This window comes from Streptomyces fildesensis (genome assembly GCF_016107395.1).
GTDB classification, from domain to species: domain Bacteria; phylum Actinomycetota; class Actinomycetes; order Streptomycetales; family Streptomycetaceae; genus Actinacidiphila; species Actinacidiphila fildesensis.
Genome location: NZ_JAAIKO010000020.1, coordinates 67,842 through 83,648 on the forward strand (window position 1 = coordinate 67,842; position 15,807 = coordinate 83,648).

At 62.5% G+C, this 15,807-nt stretch carries 15 protein-coding genes and 1 pseudogene; 3 read left to right on the top strand and 13 right to left on the bottom strand.

Going from position 1 to position 15,807, the window contains the following annotated elements; genetic code table 11:
- Nucleotides 1-43 precede the first annotated feature (43 nt).
- From C6N31_RS24270 to C6N31_RS24280, 3 genes are all read right to left on the bottom strand, one after another.
- A complete protein-coding gene (locus C6N31_RS24270; RefSeq protein WP_232485580.1) occupies nt 44-1,342 on the bottom strand; it encodes an MFS transporter in 1,299 nt (432 codons plus the stop codon).
- 86 nt (nt 1,343-1,428) lie between these two features.
- The gene (locus C6N31_RS24275; protein WP_198358168.1) at nt 1,429-2,499 is read right to left on the bottom strand and encodes a nucleotidyltransferase family protein; all 1,071 of its coding nucleotides are present in this window, start codon (nt 2,497-2,499) and stop codon (nt 1,429-1,431) included.
- Between the two features lie 108 nt (nt 2,500-2,607).
- Entirely contained in the window at nt 2,608-3,360 is a 753-nt protein-coding gene (locus tag C6N31_RS24280; protein ID WP_198358169.1) for a hypothetical protein, read from the bottom strand.
- Between the two features lie 530 nt (nt 3,361-3,890).
- On the opposite strand from C6N31_RS24280, the gene C6N31_RS24285 reads away from it, so the two are divergent.
- The 3 genes and pseudogenes from C6N31_RS24285 (at nt 3,891) to C6N31_RS44130 (ending at nt 6,549) form a co-directional block, all read left to right on the top strand.
- Nucleotides 3,891-5,273 carry an aspartate aminotransferase family protein gene (locus C6N31_RS24285; protein ID WP_198358170.1) on the top strand — a complete coding sequence of 461 codons (1,383 nt, stop codon included), beginning with the start codon at nt 3,891-3,893 and terminating at the stop codon, nt 5,271-5,273.
- A gap of 341 nt (nt 5,274-5,614) precedes the next feature.
- Nucleotides 5,615-6,188: pseudogene (locus C6N31_RS44125) on the top strand (ISAzo13-like element transposase-related protein); the annotation flags it as partial.
- Between the two features lie 115 nt (nt 6,189-6,303).
- Nucleotides 6,304-6,549 (top strand): hypothetical protein, encoded by a 246-nt coding sequence (locus C6N31_RS44130; protein WP_232485581.1) that lies wholly within the window; start codon nt 6,304-6,306, stop codon nt 6,547-6,549.
- 26 nt (nt 6,550-6,575) lie between these two features.
- On the opposite strand, the gene C6N31_RS24295 is transcribed toward C6N31_RS44130, so the two are convergent.
- From C6N31_RS24295 to C6N31_RS24340, 10 genes are all read right to left on the bottom strand, one after another.
- Nucleotides 6,576-7,622 carry a ParB/RepB/Spo0J family partition protein gene (locus C6N31_RS24295; RefSeq protein ID WP_198358171.1) on the bottom strand — a complete coding sequence of 349 codons (1,047 nt, stop codon included), beginning with the start codon at nt 7,620-7,622 and terminating at the stop codon, nt 6,576-6,578.
- 240 nt (nt 7,623-7,862) lie between these two features.
- Nucleotides 7,863-8,144: a hypothetical protein gene (locus C6N31_RS24300; protein ID WP_198358172.1), complete on the bottom strand. Its 282-nt coding sequence runs from the start codon at nt 8,142-8,144 to the stop codon at nt 7,863-7,865.
- A gap of 70 nt (nt 8,145-8,214) precedes the next feature.
- Nucleotides 8,215-8,709: a CYTH domain-containing protein gene (locus C6N31_RS24305; RefSeq protein ID WP_198358173.1), complete on the bottom strand. Its 495-nt coding sequence runs from the start codon at nt 8,707-8,709 to the stop codon at nt 8,215-8,217.
- Nucleotides 8,700-9,410, bottom strand: a complete 711-nt coding sequence (locus C6N31_RS24310; protein WP_198358174.1) for a hypothetical protein — start codon at nt 9,408-9,410, stop codon at nt 8,700-8,702. Before C6N31_RS24310 ends, C6N31_RS24305 begins: the two co-directional genes overlap by 10 nt.
- A 55-nt stretch (nt 9,411-9,465) precedes the next feature.
- Entirely contained in the window at nt 9,466-10,647 is a 1,182-nt protein-coding gene (locus C6N31_RS24315) for a pyruvate kinase (protein ID WP_307811536.1), read from the bottom strand.
- The gene (locus C6N31_RS24320; protein WP_198358176.1) at nt 10,607-12,253 is read right to left on the bottom strand and encodes a carbamoyltransferase N-terminal domain-containing protein; all 1,647 of its coding nucleotides are present in this window, start codon (nt 12,251-12,253) and stop codon (nt 10,607-10,609) included. The genes C6N31_RS24315 and C6N31_RS24320 overlap by 41 nt, the downstream gene beginning before the upstream one ends.
- 33 nt (nt 12,254-12,286) lie before the next feature.
- Nucleotides 12,287-12,562, bottom strand: a complete 276-nt coding sequence (locus C6N31_RS24325; RefSeq protein WP_198358177.1) for a hypothetical protein — start codon at nt 12,560-12,562, stop codon at nt 12,287-12,289.
- Between the two features lie 21 nt (nt 12,563-12,583).
- Entirely contained in the window at nt 12,584-13,477 is an 894-nt protein-coding gene (locus C6N31_RS24330) for a phosphotransferase (protein WP_198358178.1), read from the bottom strand.
- Between the two features lie 123 nt (nt 13,478-13,600).
- A complete protein-coding gene (locus tag C6N31_RS24335; protein WP_198358179.1) occupies nt 13,601-14,782 on the bottom strand; it encodes an acyl-CoA dehydrogenase family protein in 1,182 nt (393 codons plus the stop codon).
- Between the two features lie 4 nt (nt 14,783-14,786).
- The gene (locus tag C6N31_RS24340; protein WP_198358180.1) at nt 14,787-15,791 is read right to left on the bottom strand and encodes an aspartate/ornithine carbamoyltransferase family protein; all 1,005 of its coding nucleotides are present in this window, start codon (nt 15,789-15,791) and stop codon (nt 14,787-14,789) included.
- Between the last annotated feature and the right edge of the window lie 16 nt (nt 15,792-15,807).

A 15,807-nucleotide genomic window follows, 5' to 3' on the forward strand; every position in this document is an offset into this window, starting at 1 on the left:
ATGTCACACCCGCCAAGCTACTGCAGAGATTTTCCGGTAAAGGCTACGTCGAATGAGGCCACAATGTAGGCGGCTCGCCTCTCGGCAGGTCTGCAGCCGCTCCCCCTGCCGGGGCGGACGACTGCCGAGCACGGGCCAGGTAGCGCTCGGCGGACCGCGCGGCCGGGTGGATCCCGACAGCGGCGGCCAGGATGACCGCCGCGATCGACAGCCAGCCGGCGGCACCCCACTCTGTCGCTAGAAATGTGTAGGTAGCGGGAGCGAAGACCGTACCGAGGGTGTAGCCAAGCTGCGCAGCGCCCTGATACTCCCCCCGCTGCTCAGTTGAGGTGAGCTCGGCGTGGAAGCCCCACTTGCCCGCGGACTGGAACAGCTCAGCACCGGTGAGGGCGACGTGTCCGAGCCAAACCAGACCTATTGTCGCCCAGCCAGCGGTGTCATGGGTGATCAGGATAATCCCGCAGGATGCGATAAAGCAGGCTGCGCCGCGTCGCTGCGCCGCCAACGACGTGGTCACGTCATGCACCCCTCGCACGGCGAGCACCTGCAGCCCGACCGCCAACACGGTGTTGGTACCGATGAGCCAGGCCAGCAGTACCTTCGGGGCGTCGGTCTGGGTGATCAGCCAGAGTGGGACGACAGTGTTGAGCAGCACGCTGTGCGTACCGAGGATCCCGCATAGGACCATCGTGACCAGAAAGGGGCGGTTCTTCAGCGCGGAGACCTTCGGGGCTGCGTACTCCTCCTTCTGACGTGCCGTTTCGGAGGCCAGCCTCGGTAGGCGCGAGATCCAGTAGGTGTTGGCCAGCAGGATTACCGCGGTGGCCAGCGGCAGCGCCTTGATCGCGGTCTCGTTGTCGCTGGCCAGCGCAAGTCCGCATGCGGCGGCGCCGAGGGTGTAGCCGAAATTGCGGGAGGCCCGCATGTACGCCAGCGAGCGCACCCGGGCCTCGCGAGGGAAGGCGTCGAGCGCGTACGCATTGCGCCCCGCCCGCAGCCATGTCTGCACCAGCTCGAGCGCAACCGTCACGGCGAGGAAGCTCCAGAACCCACTAGTGAGCAGCCACGATGCGAACAGCAACGCCTGAACGAAAGACCCGACGATCCACGTACGCCGCGTTCCGAACCGGTCCGCTGCTTTCCCCAGCGGCACCGCGACCAGGAACGTCGCGATCCCAGCGATCGTAAGCCCGACACCGACCTGGGTCGCCTCCAGCCCTACGATCTTGGTGAAGAAGACCGCCTCGCCGGTCAGGAACGTGCCCTCGCCAAACGCCGACAGCGCCGTCTGGTACGACATCGACCGGATCAGCGGGTCGTCGGACAGAATCTTGTCGGCCAAGCGCTTCATTCGTAGGTTCCGCTCGTCTCAGATTGATATTTGCATGGAAACTCACTACATGAGACAACCCCCAAAGACAACCCGGTTCATCTGGGCAGCTCGCTACGAGATTGGACAAATCGGCTTCGGCTTGGATCGAAAAGCCTTGTGATGAAGTCCATCGGCCACGTCGCTTTGGCATGGTCTATCTCGCCATACTGCTCAAGATAGTTCGTGTCGGCTGGGCGAAGCCTCGTGATGAGCTCCTGCGGAATGATTGACGGAAACAGTAGGTCCGTGAAGTGCAATGCGTAGTACACTTCACGACAGAGATCGTACGTTTCGACCAACGAGCCCAAACGCGCCACATCCGGCCGCGAATCCGTACTGACGAACATCGCCGCCATATCGAGGAACCGCATCAATCGAAGGTCCTTGTTCGCCTCGATCGATGTAAGGGCAATCGCTTCGCGATACAGGTGAACTGCCACGTCGATTAGGAAATGCTCGCGAGATGCTACTCGAGACGATATTCCATACGCGTGAACGGTTTGAGCTTCTGTAAACCAGTCCTCCATGGGGAGGCTCTTCCCGGTAACCGGTTCGAGCAGTCCGAAACGGAGATCGACGCGATAATGGTTGACGTAGTCATTGGCGGCCGGTCGAATGAAGACGGGAAGCGATGATGCGTTTAGTCGCCAGAAAACCTCGGTTCGACGGGCTAGAGGCTTTACGGCGCGAGCATCCGTAGTCAGCACGCCTTGCGCATAGCCCATCTCCACGAGAATTTCCGAAGCCCGCTCTCGATCGGATTCATGAATGAGTAGGTCAAGATCATTGAACTCCCTGAGCGCAGCTTCTGGGTAGATGGAATAGGCAAGATAACCGCCCTTGCGGACCAGCACATCCAGATCGTGAGCAGCCATAGTCTTCGTGATGCTTGCGATCTCCTGCGCATACAGCCAGGTACGTTCGCGGTTATAGAGGTAGTACGTCTCGAGGAGCGTCACAACATGCCTTGGCGCATTCAGGGACCGAGCAAACGAACCGAGGATCGGGCCCACACGATGATAAGCAGCCAGGTAGAGCAAGCGTCCCCACTGATCTTCCGTGAGTTCTGGCAGAGCACTCACTTCGGAGTCGGGTTGAAGCAGACGCCGGCACAGGTCGATGAGCAACCTGCCCTCATTTGAAACAGTCATAATTTGTCCAATGATACGAGACCGAAACCGGTCCGAGGATACCCTCTGCGAATCGTTCATGAACCACGGTGAATACGAGGTCAATTATTCCTGCAGCGGACTGTTCCAGGTCTCCAACATTGGCCCGCACTGTTCAGCGCTGGGGCTGTCTGCACCCAAGAAGACGGTCTGGGCCATCATGCGGAAACCCGACATCTCCTCTCTCAGGGTTTCGATCGACTCCTCGGGGTGAACTGAATCAATAATTGCATTGGGTCCAAATGCATTGAACTGATGCGAGGTCCCGCGCGGGATCTGCAAATCTGCCCATGTATTGGGTGGAACTACTGCATTATAGCGAATTGATTCACCGAAGCCATCAGGGAGCTTGTCAGTGAATGATTCGATTTCGATAGGATCACCGCCAACTGGTCCGCCCAAGATCTTCAGCGGGGATAGACTCGACACTTGAATGCACGTTTCGTTCCCGGTCATCATGCGAACGAATCGAAGTCCAGTGTGAAAGTGCATGCGCGAGCATATTCCACGCGACGCTACGTCGAAAAAGTCCATTACGTATCTGTCGGCGAAAAATCCTGTGAAGGGAGACTCGAGCATGTAGACGTCTCCCTCCTCGAATGTCTGCGCGCGTACGATGCCCTCGCGGTCAGGAGAAGTTGCGGTGCCAGAAGTATGTGCGGCGCGGACCAGATTTCCGAGTCCTTCGACGACGGCCTGCGCCGCGCGCGGGTCGAGGGTCATCACTGGTGTCAACCGACACTCCCCTTGGTCGATGAACTCCGTGAAATCATGCACTTCATTGGTCGAGTCAGGGTCCGACTTGAGTCTGTCAGTCATAATTACCTCTTTTCTCATGAAGTGATCGACGAGAAGCCGCCGACCGAGTGTACGTTCTGACCGCCGACTCGGCCAGTTTCCAAGGCTTGCGCGTCCTCGCGTGACGGGACGTCATAGTCGCCCCGACGTGGGCACGTTGTCCGACTTGCCCAAGTGATGAAAACAGAGACGACCCCGGATGATCAAGGTGTTTTAGAACGGCTGGCATCGTGAGCCTGTCCATCCTCACTCTGAACTGGCCAGCCGCCAGGGTAAGGACGCAGAGTCTGTGAAAATTCTCGACATGGGCGGTTCGCCTGCTCAGCACTTTATGTGACGGGTTGTCGCCTTCTGTTCCCATGGAGCAACCCCCCAAATGCCGACACCTGGGCGCCGGAGGTTTCGTCATGCAGGGGAAGTGATCCGTAGCGGCAAATCCGAAGAATTACCGCGAGGAGTTCGAGCGGGACGCAGCGGACCTGGTCCACGGTAAGCTACTTTGCGGTTGCCTCGGCTGCCGATTTTGACGTCGGATCCCTAAGGAAGCGCCCATGACCGAAAAGCACGAACTCGCCGATCCCCTCGCTGGCATTCCCGCCGACAAGGCCACCATCCTTCGGCTCGATCGCTCTCATGTCTTCCACTCCTGGTCGACGCAGGCACAGATAGATCCGTTGCCTATCGCGTCGGCTGGAGGATCGTACTTCTTCGACTATGACGGCCAGCGTTATCTAGACTTCTCCAGTCAAATGGTAAATGTCAACATCGGCCATCAGCACCCCCGGCTGATTAAAGCGATCCAGGACTACGCTGCACGCATGACCACCATCCAGCCCGGCTTTGCCAACGGTGCTCGCTCAGAGGCCGCCCGCCTCATCTGCGAGTTGGCCGGACCAGGATTCCGCAGTGTCCTTTTCACGAATGCCGGCGCAGAGGCAAACGAGAACGCCATACGGATAGCGCGAGTGCATACAGGAAGATCAAAGATTCTCGCCATGTACCGCAGTTACCACGGCGCGACCCATGGCGTCATCGGTGTTACGGGTGACCGGCGACGATGGGGGACCGAACCGCACACGGTTCCCGGAACCGTGCACTTCTGGGGTCCGTATCTCTATCGCTCCGCATTCCATAGCGACAGTCCCGAACAAGAGGCTGATCGGGCGCTTACGCACCTGCGAGACACCATCATGGCGGAAGGCGGCCACACAATCGCAGCGATTATTCTCGAGCCGGTTGTAGGCGCCAATGGCATATTGGTACCGCCGCCGGGTTACCTCGCCGGCGTCCGCGAAATTTGTGATCAGCACGGAATCGTGCTGATCGCCGACGAGGTGATGGCCGGATTTGGGCGATGTGGAGAATGGTTCGCCATCCAACACTGGGATGTCACGCCGGACCTGATCACTTTCGCCAAGGGTGTGAACTCCGGCTACATCCCTCTCGGGGGCGTCATCGTTTCCGAGTCGGTCGCGGCGACGTTCGACGATCGGATTTATCCGGGCGGGTCAACGTATCAAGGCCACCCCCTCGCGTGTGCCAGCGCGGTCGCATCGATCGAAATCTTCAGGGACGAACGCATCCTAGAGAACGTTCGAACTCTTGGCAGCAATGTTCTCGGGCCGGAGCTTGCCAAAATCGCCGAGCGACACCCGTCAGTCGGCGAAGTTAGAGGACTTGGCGTTTTCTGGGCTTTGGAACTCGTTCGCGATCGCGCTACCCGCGAACCGCTTGTAAGCACTAACTCCGGCGCGGGCACCTCGGCGATGAAGGCTCTCACGACCGCTTGCAAGCAGCTCGGACTCTGGCCGAGAACCCACGACAACCGGATCCACATTGTCCCACCGTGCACCACGACCGAGGCCGAGGCGCGCGAGGGCTTGGCCATCTTGGACGAAGCCCTCGAAGCCGCCGACGAGTACTGCATAGGCTGATGTGAATCGCCCCGGGTTTGATGAAGACTCGAACACGCGGAAGGATTCGAGACATGGCACGACCCTCCCGCTACCCGCTTGAGTTGCGCCACGGTGAGGCGCCATTGCTTTTAGAGCAGTCAGGAACGACGAAGAATTCGTGGCTGGATCCTGCGGCTTCGCTCAGGGCGGGCAGAGGAACAGTATATGGGCAGGCAGCTCGCTGAGTTACATAGTCAAGTCCCCAAACCGAAAAGGTAATTCTCTGCGCGCCCTAAGTGAGTGCCGGAAAACAAGTCGTGGTCTCCCGCTGTTGGACTCGTTGTTTTGGTACGGGGAGACCGGAGGGGACCGAGGACGTCCTGGCGGCGAAATTCCAGGTCTTGTTGCCGCATCTTGATGAGCCTCAGTGTCGGCTGGCCGCCATAGGGGCGGAAGCGCTGTCGCTGGGGCATGGCGGGACCCGACTCGTCACCTCCGCGGCCGGGGTTTCGAGGGAACGGTCTCGCGCGGAGCGGCCGAACTGGATTCTGGCCAGGTGCTGTTGGGGTGGGCCGTCGTCCTGGTGGTGGCCGGAAGAGGGCAGCGGATCTTGATCCAGGGCTACGGCTGGCTCTGCTTGCGCTGGTCGAGCCCGACGAGCGGGCTGACCCGATGTCGCCGCTGCGCTAGACGACGAAGTCGACCCGGAAGCTGGCAGCGGAGCTGACCCAGCAGGGCCATCGGATCTCCGCCGACACGGTCGCCGGCCTGCTGCGGAAGGAAGGATTCCGTTTGCAGGCCAACGCCAAGACCATCGAAGGGGCTCAGCACTCCGACAGGGACTCCGGTGACCCGGTGATCAGTGTGGACAGCAAGAAGAAGGAACTGATCGGCGACTACAAGAACGCCGGGCACGAGTGGCAGCCCGTGAGGGTCAAGATGCACGACTTCCCCGGCCAGGCCGAGCATCGACGCGCTGATTTCAGAGATTGAGGTTCAGCGTGAGCAAGTCCTCCGCACACGTCGAGGCCCCGAACGCGTGGTTGCCCCTGGCGCAGGTGCCGAAGCCATGCTCACCTCAGCTGAGCGGGTCCTGGCCACCGTGCGTCACCTGCGAAGACTCGCGCCTATGGGTCTTCCGGGCCAGCTCTTCAACACCACCGCCATGATCATCAGCCGCGCCGCGACAGACGTCCGCCCGCTCCTGGACGCCCACGGTGTTCACCTTGCCGCCTCAACAGCCCGTTTCCACACACCGGAAGACGTCGCCAGCTTCCTCGACACCGACATAACCAAGATCAAACCGACGTGCTGATACCCGGCAAGCCCTAAAGGTCATCATCACTGGGCCGTCACGGACTCGTTCTGCCGGTCGAACTCCTGCAGCGACTCGGACAGCTGCTCCCATTGCTTGGCGAATTGCCCCGTCACCTCGGCGACGGCGTGCACACAATGCGGCGGGATCTCCGCCAGGATCCGCTCACCCGCTGCCAGTTCCTGCGCCTGCCCGTTGAGCCAGCGCAGGAGTGCACGACCGCTGTCCGTAAAGCGCAGCGACGGGTCATTGGCTAGGACACGCATGGCGCGACTCCGCGCCGCAAGGGCCGCGTCCGGATCGCTGGGCAGCTGGGACACCGCCACCAAGCGGGACTCCTGAGGAGTTGCCACAGCGGCGCGGAGCATCCGATCGGGAGCCTCGGGCCGTTCGGAGCTTGGGGCAGCAGCTGGCGGTTGCCCCTCTGGGAGCCGCACCGAATCGGGCGTCCCCGCCCCTTGACGCATGCGATGCACCGTGCTGATGGAAAGGCCGGCCCCTTCGGCGATCTCACGCAGCGTGGCGCTGGGCTGCTCCGCCAGCAGGACCAGGGCTTTTTCTCTTCGCCTCGGTATGTCGGCGGGACGCGCCCGGCCGTCTCTACCGATGCGTGCAGCGTTATTCGAGTGAGGAGATTCCTCAGTCGAAAGCCTCCGCCGCGCGCTCCCCACGGTCTTCGGCGACAACCCCACCACCGCAGCGATGGCCCGGTCCGACCAGTGGGGATGAGAGGCGAGGATGCGCGCCACCGCCGCCTTACGGTCCTTGAGGGTCAGCGGAAGACCGTGCCTGTTGTTCGCCTCGACAGACCGAATGAACAGATCGTCCGCCGAACCCTCGATGTAGCGCACAACGATGTTCCGATCGCCGCGGGCGATTGCCGCCTGCCACCGGTGCATGCCGTCGACCACACGACCGGAGTCCTGGTCTACGAGGACCGGGTCTAGTTCGGTTCCACTCTCGGCCAGGACACGGACGTGGTCGGCGCTCAGACCTGCAAGTCGCGGTGAATCCGCCGGCAACAAGGAGTCCACCGGTATCAGGTAAATAGCAGCACCCGTTTCATCCAGCACGTGACCCGTCCTTCCCTGTATACAGAGGCACCAATTTGAAGCACCGACAGGCGCCAGATTTTGAGCATTCCCCCAAAGATGCACGTACGGATGTTAGCTGCATCGCATCCCCGGCCGACCGCCGAACTGCGTATGCGATAGGGCGAGTGACCATGTTGCCATTCAGCAAGGTAGTTTCGGCATGGTGAGTAACGTGTAGGCGCCGACTCGGCCCATGGGCCTTTCCTGCGGCTGGCCACATCACTCGCGTTCCGCTGACGTGACGTGCAGATCGGGGGCGCGGACGTTGACTGGTGCGTCGTCTGAGCACAGCATCCGGTGGGCATCAGTCGTTCTGACCAGTGCGTAGTGAGTCGCCAGGACGGCCGCCCTTGTCGCACCAAGGGCCTCGCGTAGTAGGTCGATTTCGTCGACGTCGATCCTGGACGAGGAAGGGTCATTAAGTCGAAGCAGCTGAAGCGCCGCTTCGAGTATGGCGAACTGCGCCTCGCCGGCAGGAAGCTGCCGGTCGATCGTTCTCATTAGCACGTCAATCGCCGCACGGGCCCTGGCGTTACTAAGCGCATCATGCATTGGATCATTCCTCATGCCGTCACGAGCATTCAGGAGAACGGAGCGCCCACTCCCTGTAGGAATTTCTGCTGAGATGCGAGTTGTAGTAGCGGTCATCCTCGGTCACATCCGGACCGATCCAGTCAGGTAGGGCCGGAAGGGACACCCCCCTCCATGGAAGCTCCACCTCGGCGAGTACCAGGCCTTCGTTGGCGCCCGAGAACTCGTCCACCTCGATCGTGAAGCCGTCGATTTGGTAGCGGTAGCGGGTCTTGTCGATCAGCCGGTCACCGCACAGGTCACTAAGCATCTCGTTGGCGTCTTCGAGCGGAACCGGGTATTCAAACTCGCTCCGGGAATCACCCTGCCGAGCCCCTTTGACGCACAGCGAGGCCGTCTCGCCGCAAACGCGTACGCGTACCGAGCAGGTGCCGGGCACCGCCAAGTACCCCTGGCGCATACGCTCGCCGCTGTCTACAACCAATCGCCATCCGTCGCTTACGACCACATACTTGCGTTCAATCTCTACGCCCATGACGCCAGTTCCCCCGTCCGGTTGGGCTCGACTAGAGAAGCAGCATCGAAGGCCGCAAGGATCTCGTCGACCACGGCGGTGATGGAAAGGTCATCGGTATGTATTACACGCCACGACGGGTCGTCCCCGATGAGGCTCACACAGAACTCGTCGTACAATCCCAACTCGGCCAGATGGGCCCGCTGGTAGGAATTCAGACTGTGCTTCTCGGGTCCTGTGCGCTCGCCGGCTCGGCGCTGCCGCTCCTCCTGGGAACAGGTGAGGTAGACCTGGACGGTGAACCGGGGAGCGTGCCGCCGCACCCACGTCCTCGAGAGCAGTCCTTCGTCCGGGTTGAAGAACTCATTGCTGCAGTACTGTGTGAACCAGTGGCGGTCCTGGAGCACCACCGAGCCCTCCAGGGCATCGGACTCTGCCGCCAGAGCACTGTCGAAAAGTATCTGGGCGGACTTGCGGACATTGAACGATCGCAGCAGTTCCGCGTCCGGGAAGGCGCGGTCCTGCCAGCCGGTCACGGAACCGAACGCCTGCTGCTGCAGTTCCGCACTGACTGGCGACTCGACGAGGTAACAGTGACGCTGCAGAAGGGGCACACCACGTGCCGCGAGCCGCTCGGCGAGTAGCCGTGCGGCCGTGGACTTACCGCTGTAGTTGATTCCCTCCAGCAGGATTCCATGGACTTTCTTGCCTTGAGCCGACATAGCGGGTGCCTTCTTCTCATATCCGTGGTAGCGCGCTGAGACGGGGCCCGAAGGTTCAGGGCCGACTTTCCCACCGAGCCGGGAACATCGGCGTCTCGGGACGGCCCTTGCCGTAGCGGGCGGTGAGCTGACGCAGCAACTCGATGGTGCGCACCGGTTGGTGGCCGATGGTGGTCTCCTGGGAGAGCAGCAGCCCGTCGATGCCCTTCTCCAGCAGATGAGAGACATAGGCGAGTTCGGAACGGTTCGGCAGCCAGGATCCGGAGAGGCTGTTCAGGAGCTGCGTACCGACGATGACGGGGCGACCGCGCCGGTCTGTTTCCTTGATGACCGACTTCCCGACGTCGTAGAAGTCCAGCTCGCCCACGTCGAGAAGGAGATCGCCCCGCCCCAGCAAGACCGCGTCCGCAGCCTCCGCGATCTCTCCCACCGCCTCCGCGCCTAGCTTGGTCTCGATCTTGGCCACGATGGCCGGCAGCGGGCCCCCTGCGCCTGACTTCGCCATGATCGCCTTCGCCTGTGCGATCGTGTCCGGCGATTCGACGAACGACAGAATGACTGCGGAGAAGATGGTGGCGGGCAAGGCAGCGAGCGCCGCGACGTCGTCGTCGGTCAGCGCGGTGACCGGTGGCACCTTGCCCTGCACCACAACTCCGCGCCGCCTGCCCAGGACGCCCTGAGTGAGGGGCTCCGCGACGCAGTGGTCGGCCGCCATCTCCGTGACCCTCAGAGCGTCCTCGCCGTCCCCGACGACCATCACGTCACCGGGTTCGAGCAGTTGCCCCATTTGGGTGCCGGTGAGGCCTATCTCGGGCAGCTCGGCATCCCGGTCCGCCGCGGTCGCCGCGAAGTTTACCCGGACCCGGCTGAGCCCGGCCAGGTCGAACCCGTCGTTGTTGGTAAAGCGGGTCTTCGAACCGGGAAGGTCCAGGTACAGGTCGGGGCTGCATCCAAGAGCGCGGGCTGTATCCGCGATCTCCAGCGCCCGCTGTGCCAGAGAAGCTGGCGAGAACTTCGAGGCGGGAAACCGGATGCCGTCGGCACCGGCCACCAGAACCCGCTCGATGCTCTCTTTGGTGCTCGTCGACGGGCCCAGCGTGATGATGATGTTGGACATCTTGCGCCTTTCACTTCGAAGGTGGTCGCCACATGCGAAGGTGGTCGGGCGATCGTGACGACCGCCCGACCACCTCGCGTCAAATGACCTTGGAATAGAGCACGCCGTCGGACCAGACACGGCCCACACGGTCCCAGCGCATCGCGCTCTCGACGTCCGGGAAGAATCCGGAGCCATTGAGGTTCGCGCTGGTGTTGCACAGCAACGGGATGCCGCTCAGCTGCTCATAGGCCTCCAGCAGCCGGGCGATATCCGGATTCTGCTCGGCGTTGACGGTCTGCAGCCGCGCGGTGCCGTCGAGGTGACGGATGGCGGGCACCCTGGACACCCAGCTCTCCCGCACCTCGTGATCGAAGATCATATACGGGTCCGGAGTGCCCGGCGCGAAGATCTCCTCCGCCCGGTGTTCCAGGCAGATGGGCGCGACGGGACGGTAGTCCTCACGGCGCTTGACCTCGTTGAGGACCTGTTTCATGGCCGCATCCACGGCCGGAGCCAGGATGCTCCGGTTGCCGAGCGCCCGGGGCCCGAGCTCGGCGCGTCCGTTGAGGAAGACCACGGGCTGGCCTTCCTCGTGGAGGACCTTCGCAAGGCCCTCGATGGGGCATTCCTCGGCCGTCCAACCGTCGAGGACCCGGACCTCCTTGAGCGCTGGCCCCAAGTAGACGTCCCAGTCGAGAGCGCGGTGCTCGGTGTGCGCGAGCATGGCAGCGCACGCCGTACCGATGGCACTGCCGGAGTCGTTCGGGAACGGAGGGATCCAGACCGAGTCGAACAGGCCGGACGAACGGATGGCGCTGTTCCACTTGATGTTGAGACCACAGCCGCCCACGATGGTCAGATTCCGGGTTCCGTCCAACTCGGTGGCCAGCTTCTCCTTGAGCCCATCGAGCAGCTTCTCCTGAAGGAACGTATGCACCGAGGCCAGCATGTCCGCGTCCTCGACACCGTTCAGCCGGACCCTCGGCTTCATGTACTCCAGGATGTCCACTCCCATGTCCCGCTGGGAGAAGTGGTCCTCGTCGGACCGGTGATCGGCCCTGGCGTGCTGGTACGCCTCCGTGGACAGCCCGTCCAGATGCATTATCGCCTCAGCCCGTGGAGTGCCGAGGGCGATGTACGCCATGATCTTGCCCGCGAGGCTGAGCGGTTCCGGAAACTTCATCGGCCCGTCGAAGGGCTTGAACCCCTGGCACAGGCTGAAGTACGAGTCGCCGATGAGATGGAACAGTACCCCGAGGTTGCGCGCCTTACCCGTCTCGCCGTCTATGAAGTACAGATAGGGGAACATCCAGGCGTCCCAGCTCAGCACATATGAGCCCACGCCGCTGCGCGCGAAGGGGCTCGTGGCGTAGCCGGAGGCCACGTGGCCGGCGTAGTGCGTGTAACTGAGGTACGCCAAGTCCACGACGGTGCCCGAGTACTCCTGGAACACGTCGTCGCCGAGCAGGCCCCGGCGGTACGGAGCCAGAGTGACCTCGACCTCTTGGCCGAACCACTTCAAGGACTTCTTGGTCTTGTACCAGCCGTCGAAGACGAAGTGGTCGATGTCGCCCGGTGCGTATCCGTGCTCGGCGAGCAGGCCGAAGACTATGCCGAGATCGTCGATCTTCGCAAAGCGCTCACGGTTGTCGAGCTTCTCCATCTCGTACGAGAAGATCAGCTTCCCGTCGTCGATCAATGCCACTCCGCCGTCGTGAGTGGTCTTGATGCCGCAGATCCTCATCCTTCTGCCCCTTCGTATCGCGCGGTTCGAAAACTATTCGGCTTCACGCTGCTGGAAGGTGATGGTTAGCATCTCCACGTCCTCGTACTTAGCGAGGATCTTCTGGGTGATCTCGTTTCGCTCGGGGAAGCGGCTGCGCACGCGTACCAGCGGCTGCTCGATGCCGTTGAGCCCGATCACCTTACTCCCCTGATCGATGACGAAGATGTAGTCGTTGGCGAAGTCCAGTTCCTTGAAGAGCTGGGAGTACTTCTCCACCCGCTCCATGGCTTCGCCCTGGCTGTATCCGACGAACTCAATTAGGGGCATACGACTCTCTTTTCTGTGGGACTACCAATTCAGACCGCCGGCTAGGAAGGCCCGACTGAGCCGGTAGACGGCTGCTTCATGACTTTCGTTCTTGTTCCGCCGGAAGACGAACGGTCGCGACAGCTCCTTCTCGCTGACCGCCGCCTTGGCAAAATCGAAGGACAGCGGCAGCAGCGCCAGCGTCATCAGCGCATAGCGGAGGAGTACGGTGCTCTTCGTCGACTCAAGTCGCCGCGATTCAGCAACAGTCGGCGGGCGCTGGAAGTAATGCCGGAGGAAATGGTCCTCGGTGCCGGGCCGGAGTCTCAGGGAGAGAATGACCGTGGCGAGGTCGAAGAAAACGTCCCCAAGTCCCATATGATCGAAATCGATCATCCAGGAACGTGACTCCCCGAACAGTATATTCGTGGGATTGAGGTCGTTGTGGCACAGTTTCTCGACCGGCGTCGTCTCCTTCAGGAACTGGCTGGCCTCGGCATACCGGCCGATTGCCTCGGTATAGATGTCGAGCGACGGATGGGCGTCGATCCGCTGACGCGCCGTCGCAAGAGACTCGGAGACCTTGGAGTCCTGAAGACGAGGCCGGCCGGTGTTCGGCAGACCGTGCAGCCGCTTGAGCAGATCGGCCGTCCATTCCGCCTGTCGTGGTGTGGCCGATCCTGTCAGATGCCCGCCCGGGGCATGCTCCATGACGGCCAGCCCGGTGCGGTGGTCGGCGTACAGGATCGCCGGCCCGATACCCACGGCGCCCAGTTCCCGGGCCAGTTCGAACTCGGCACGGATGCTCTCGGGCGTGGACAGTCTCGGGTTCACCACGCGCGCCACCCTGTCCGGGGCAGAGCCCGCGACGTGGATCCGGTACGTTGCGGCCCACCCCGTGGGGGTGGCCGGAAACGGTTCCACCCGCGTGTTCATACCTGCCATCATCTGGCCAGCGACCTCCCGTATGAGCTGGATGTCACTCTCACACGTCGAGTCGGGTGCGTTCAGAGCTGAGGACACGCTTTTCCACCCCTTATGCCAGAAGCCGAAGACGAATCAGAGGAAGGGCGCGTTGGGGTGACCGCCGAGCATCAGCTCTCCCGCGAACTCGAGGTTCTCGTCCTGTGCGACCGCGTGCTGACAGGCGGTCGTCAGATCGCGCAGATACCTTTCCAGGGGCGTGCGTTCGGCGTAGACGGACGCGCCGCCCACGAGGTCACACAACCTGGCGACAACGGCGCGCCCGGTTCGGAAGGCATGGTAGCGGGAGAGCGAGACGGCGATTCTCTCCTCGACCGTCAACGGCTCACCGTGGCTCAGCCGTTCCCACTGGCGATCCAGCGACTCGTAGACATAGGCCCGCGCGGCACCCAGTTCCATTTCGCAGCGGCTCAACGTGGTCCAAAATCGGGCTGCCGGCCCCCGGCCGGCAGCCACCCGCTCGGCGGCCACGGTGCGGGCATAGTCAATCGCCGCACGCGCCGCCCCGAGCGGCACGCCCGACATCTTGCGCAGGACCGCGTCGGCCCGTGCGTTGATAGGACCGCTGCGCTTCGGCTCATAGAAACTGAAGGAATGTTCCTCGGGCACGAACAGGCCCTCGGTGGCGTAGTCACAGCTGCCGCTGCCCCGCAGCCCGGTGGTATGCCACGTGTCGATGATCTCGTAGTCATCGGGTGAGGCGACGAAAATACGCCACTCCGGTTTCCCGTCGGAGGTGAGCTGGACCTCGCCGTCCGCATACACGGTGCACCCTGCGACGATCCAGTCCGCGTGCGTACAACCACTGCCGAATCGCCAGCGGCCGCTCAGCCGATAGCCACCGGGGACTCGTTCGGCCCGGCCGGCGGGAAAGACCCAACCCGCGGTGATCATGTCGAGGCGAGGAAAGAGCCGTCGGGCCACGTCGTCGTCCAGAAACCCGGAATAGATGCCGGAATCGGTTCCGATCATGGCGCACCAGGCGGTTGAGGCGTCGGCCGTGGCGATCTCCTCGATGATGCGTACCTGCTGCGACGAGGTCATTTCCGGACCGCCCCAGGAGCGGGGCACGTTCATACGGAAGACACCGGTAGACCGCAGCATGTCCACGAAATCAGGCGGAAGTCGGCGGTTCGCCTCCACCTCGGAGGCGCGAGCCCTGATCACAGGCAGGACCTTGCGGACCTGGTTCATGATCTCGTCTGCGTCCAGGTAATCATCCCCTGCGGGAAGGGACACGGTCGGCGCTGTCGTCATTTCCCTAGACACTTTCCGTGAGAAGTGAGGCCATTACGGCCATACGGAGGTAAACCGACTCCGATGCCTGCTCGAAGTAGAGGCTGTTTTCCAAGCCGTCCGTGTCCGAATGAAGTTCGTCGGAGCGTGGTCCCGGGTGGAGCACCAGTGCCTTCGAGCCGGTACGGTCGATCTTCTCCGCGGTCATCCGGAAACGCTCCGGAGTGGCGTGTCCGTGCTTCTGCAGCGACTTCGGGTCCGCCTCCAGACTGGGAATGTCGACGGGCATCATCTCGATCGCGTCGCATTCTTCGAGCAGCTCGTCGATAGTCGAGCGAAATTCCAGCCCCACGCCGTGGCGGCTCAGGGTCTTGTGCAAATCCTGCGGCAGGCTCGTGTGCACGAAGTCCGTTCCTCCTGCCAGCCCGAAAGGCAAAACCGGTGGCACCAGGAACAAGATCTTGCCGACGCCCATGCCAGCAAGCAGGAGGAGAAGCGAGCGGAACACCCGGGTGCCGGGGTCGCCGACGATTCCGATAACCGCTCCGCCCAAGCCGCCCAGGCGCCCGCTCATCAGCCAGACATCGCTCAGGGCCTGAGTCGGGTGCTCGTTGGAACCGTCTCCTCCGTTGATGAGCGGAACGGAGCACACGGCCGCGGCTCGCCGGGCGCTGCCCGGCATGAAGTGGCGCATTACCGCGATGTCGCAGAAGTTGCCGACCACCTTGGCCGTGTCCTCCAGTGTCTCCGCGGTGAACTCGACCGCCCGCGTGGTCGCCGCGTCGGCGAAGCCGAGCACCTGTCCGCCGAGCCTCATCGCTGCGGCTTCGAAGCCCAAGCGGGTCCGGGTGCTGGGCTGGAAGAACATGACGCCGAGGATTGTGCCGTCAAGGATGTGCCGACGCTCCCGGTGAGGCATGCCGCGCAGTTCTTCGGCGGTCTGGAACAACGCGTGTACGTGGTCGGACGTCAGGTCGCGCACCGACACCAGGTCGGACGGAAAGCGCGTGGGGGTACTGACCGTTGGCACGGATCTGTCTCCGGGT

What these genes read in the sequence shown, in the direction of transcription:
- C6N31_RS24335 (WP_198358179.1), bottom strand. Translation starts at nt 14,782, where the DNA reads ATGACGACAGCGCCGACCGTGTCCCTTCCCGCAGGGGATGATTACCTG.
- C6N31_RS24325 (WP_198358177.1), bottom strand. Translation starts at nt 12,562, where the DNA reads ATGCCCCTAATTGAGTTCGTCGGATACAGCCAGGGCGAAGCCATGGAG.
- C6N31_RS24330 (WP_198358178.1), bottom strand. Translation starts at nt 13,477, where the DNA reads ATGAACACGCGGGTGGAACCGTTTCCGGCCACCCCCACGGGGTGGGCC.
- C6N31_RS44130 (WP_232485581.1), top strand. Translation starts at nt 6,304, where the DNA reads ATGCTCACCTCAGCTGAGCGGGTCCTGGCCACCGTGCGTCACCTGCGA.
- C6N31_RS24280 (WP_198358169.1), bottom strand. Translation starts at nt 3,360, where the DNA reads ATGACTGACAGACTCAAGTCGGACCCTGACTCGACCAATGAAGTGCAT.
- C6N31_RS24285 (WP_198358170.1), top strand. Translation starts at nt 3,891, where the DNA reads ATGACCGAAAAGCACGAACTCGCCGATCCCCTCGCTGGCATTCCCGCC.
- C6N31_RS24310 (WP_198358174.1), bottom strand. Translation starts at nt 9,410, where the DNA reads ATGTCGGCTCAAGGCAAGAAAGTCCATGGAATCCTGCTGGAGGGAATC.
- C6N31_RS24305 (WP_198358173.1), bottom strand. Translation starts at nt 8,709, where the DNA reads ATGGGCGTAGAGATTGAACGCAAGTATGTGGTCGTAAGCGACGGATGG.
- C6N31_RS24300 (WP_198358172.1), bottom strand. Translation starts at nt 8,144, where the DNA reads ATGAGAACGATCGACCGGCAGCTTCCTGCCGGCGAGGCGCAGTTCGCC.
- C6N31_RS24320 (WP_198358176.1), bottom strand. Translation starts at nt 12,253, where the DNA reads ATGAGGATCTGCGGCATCAAGACCACTCACGACGGCGGAGTGGCATTG.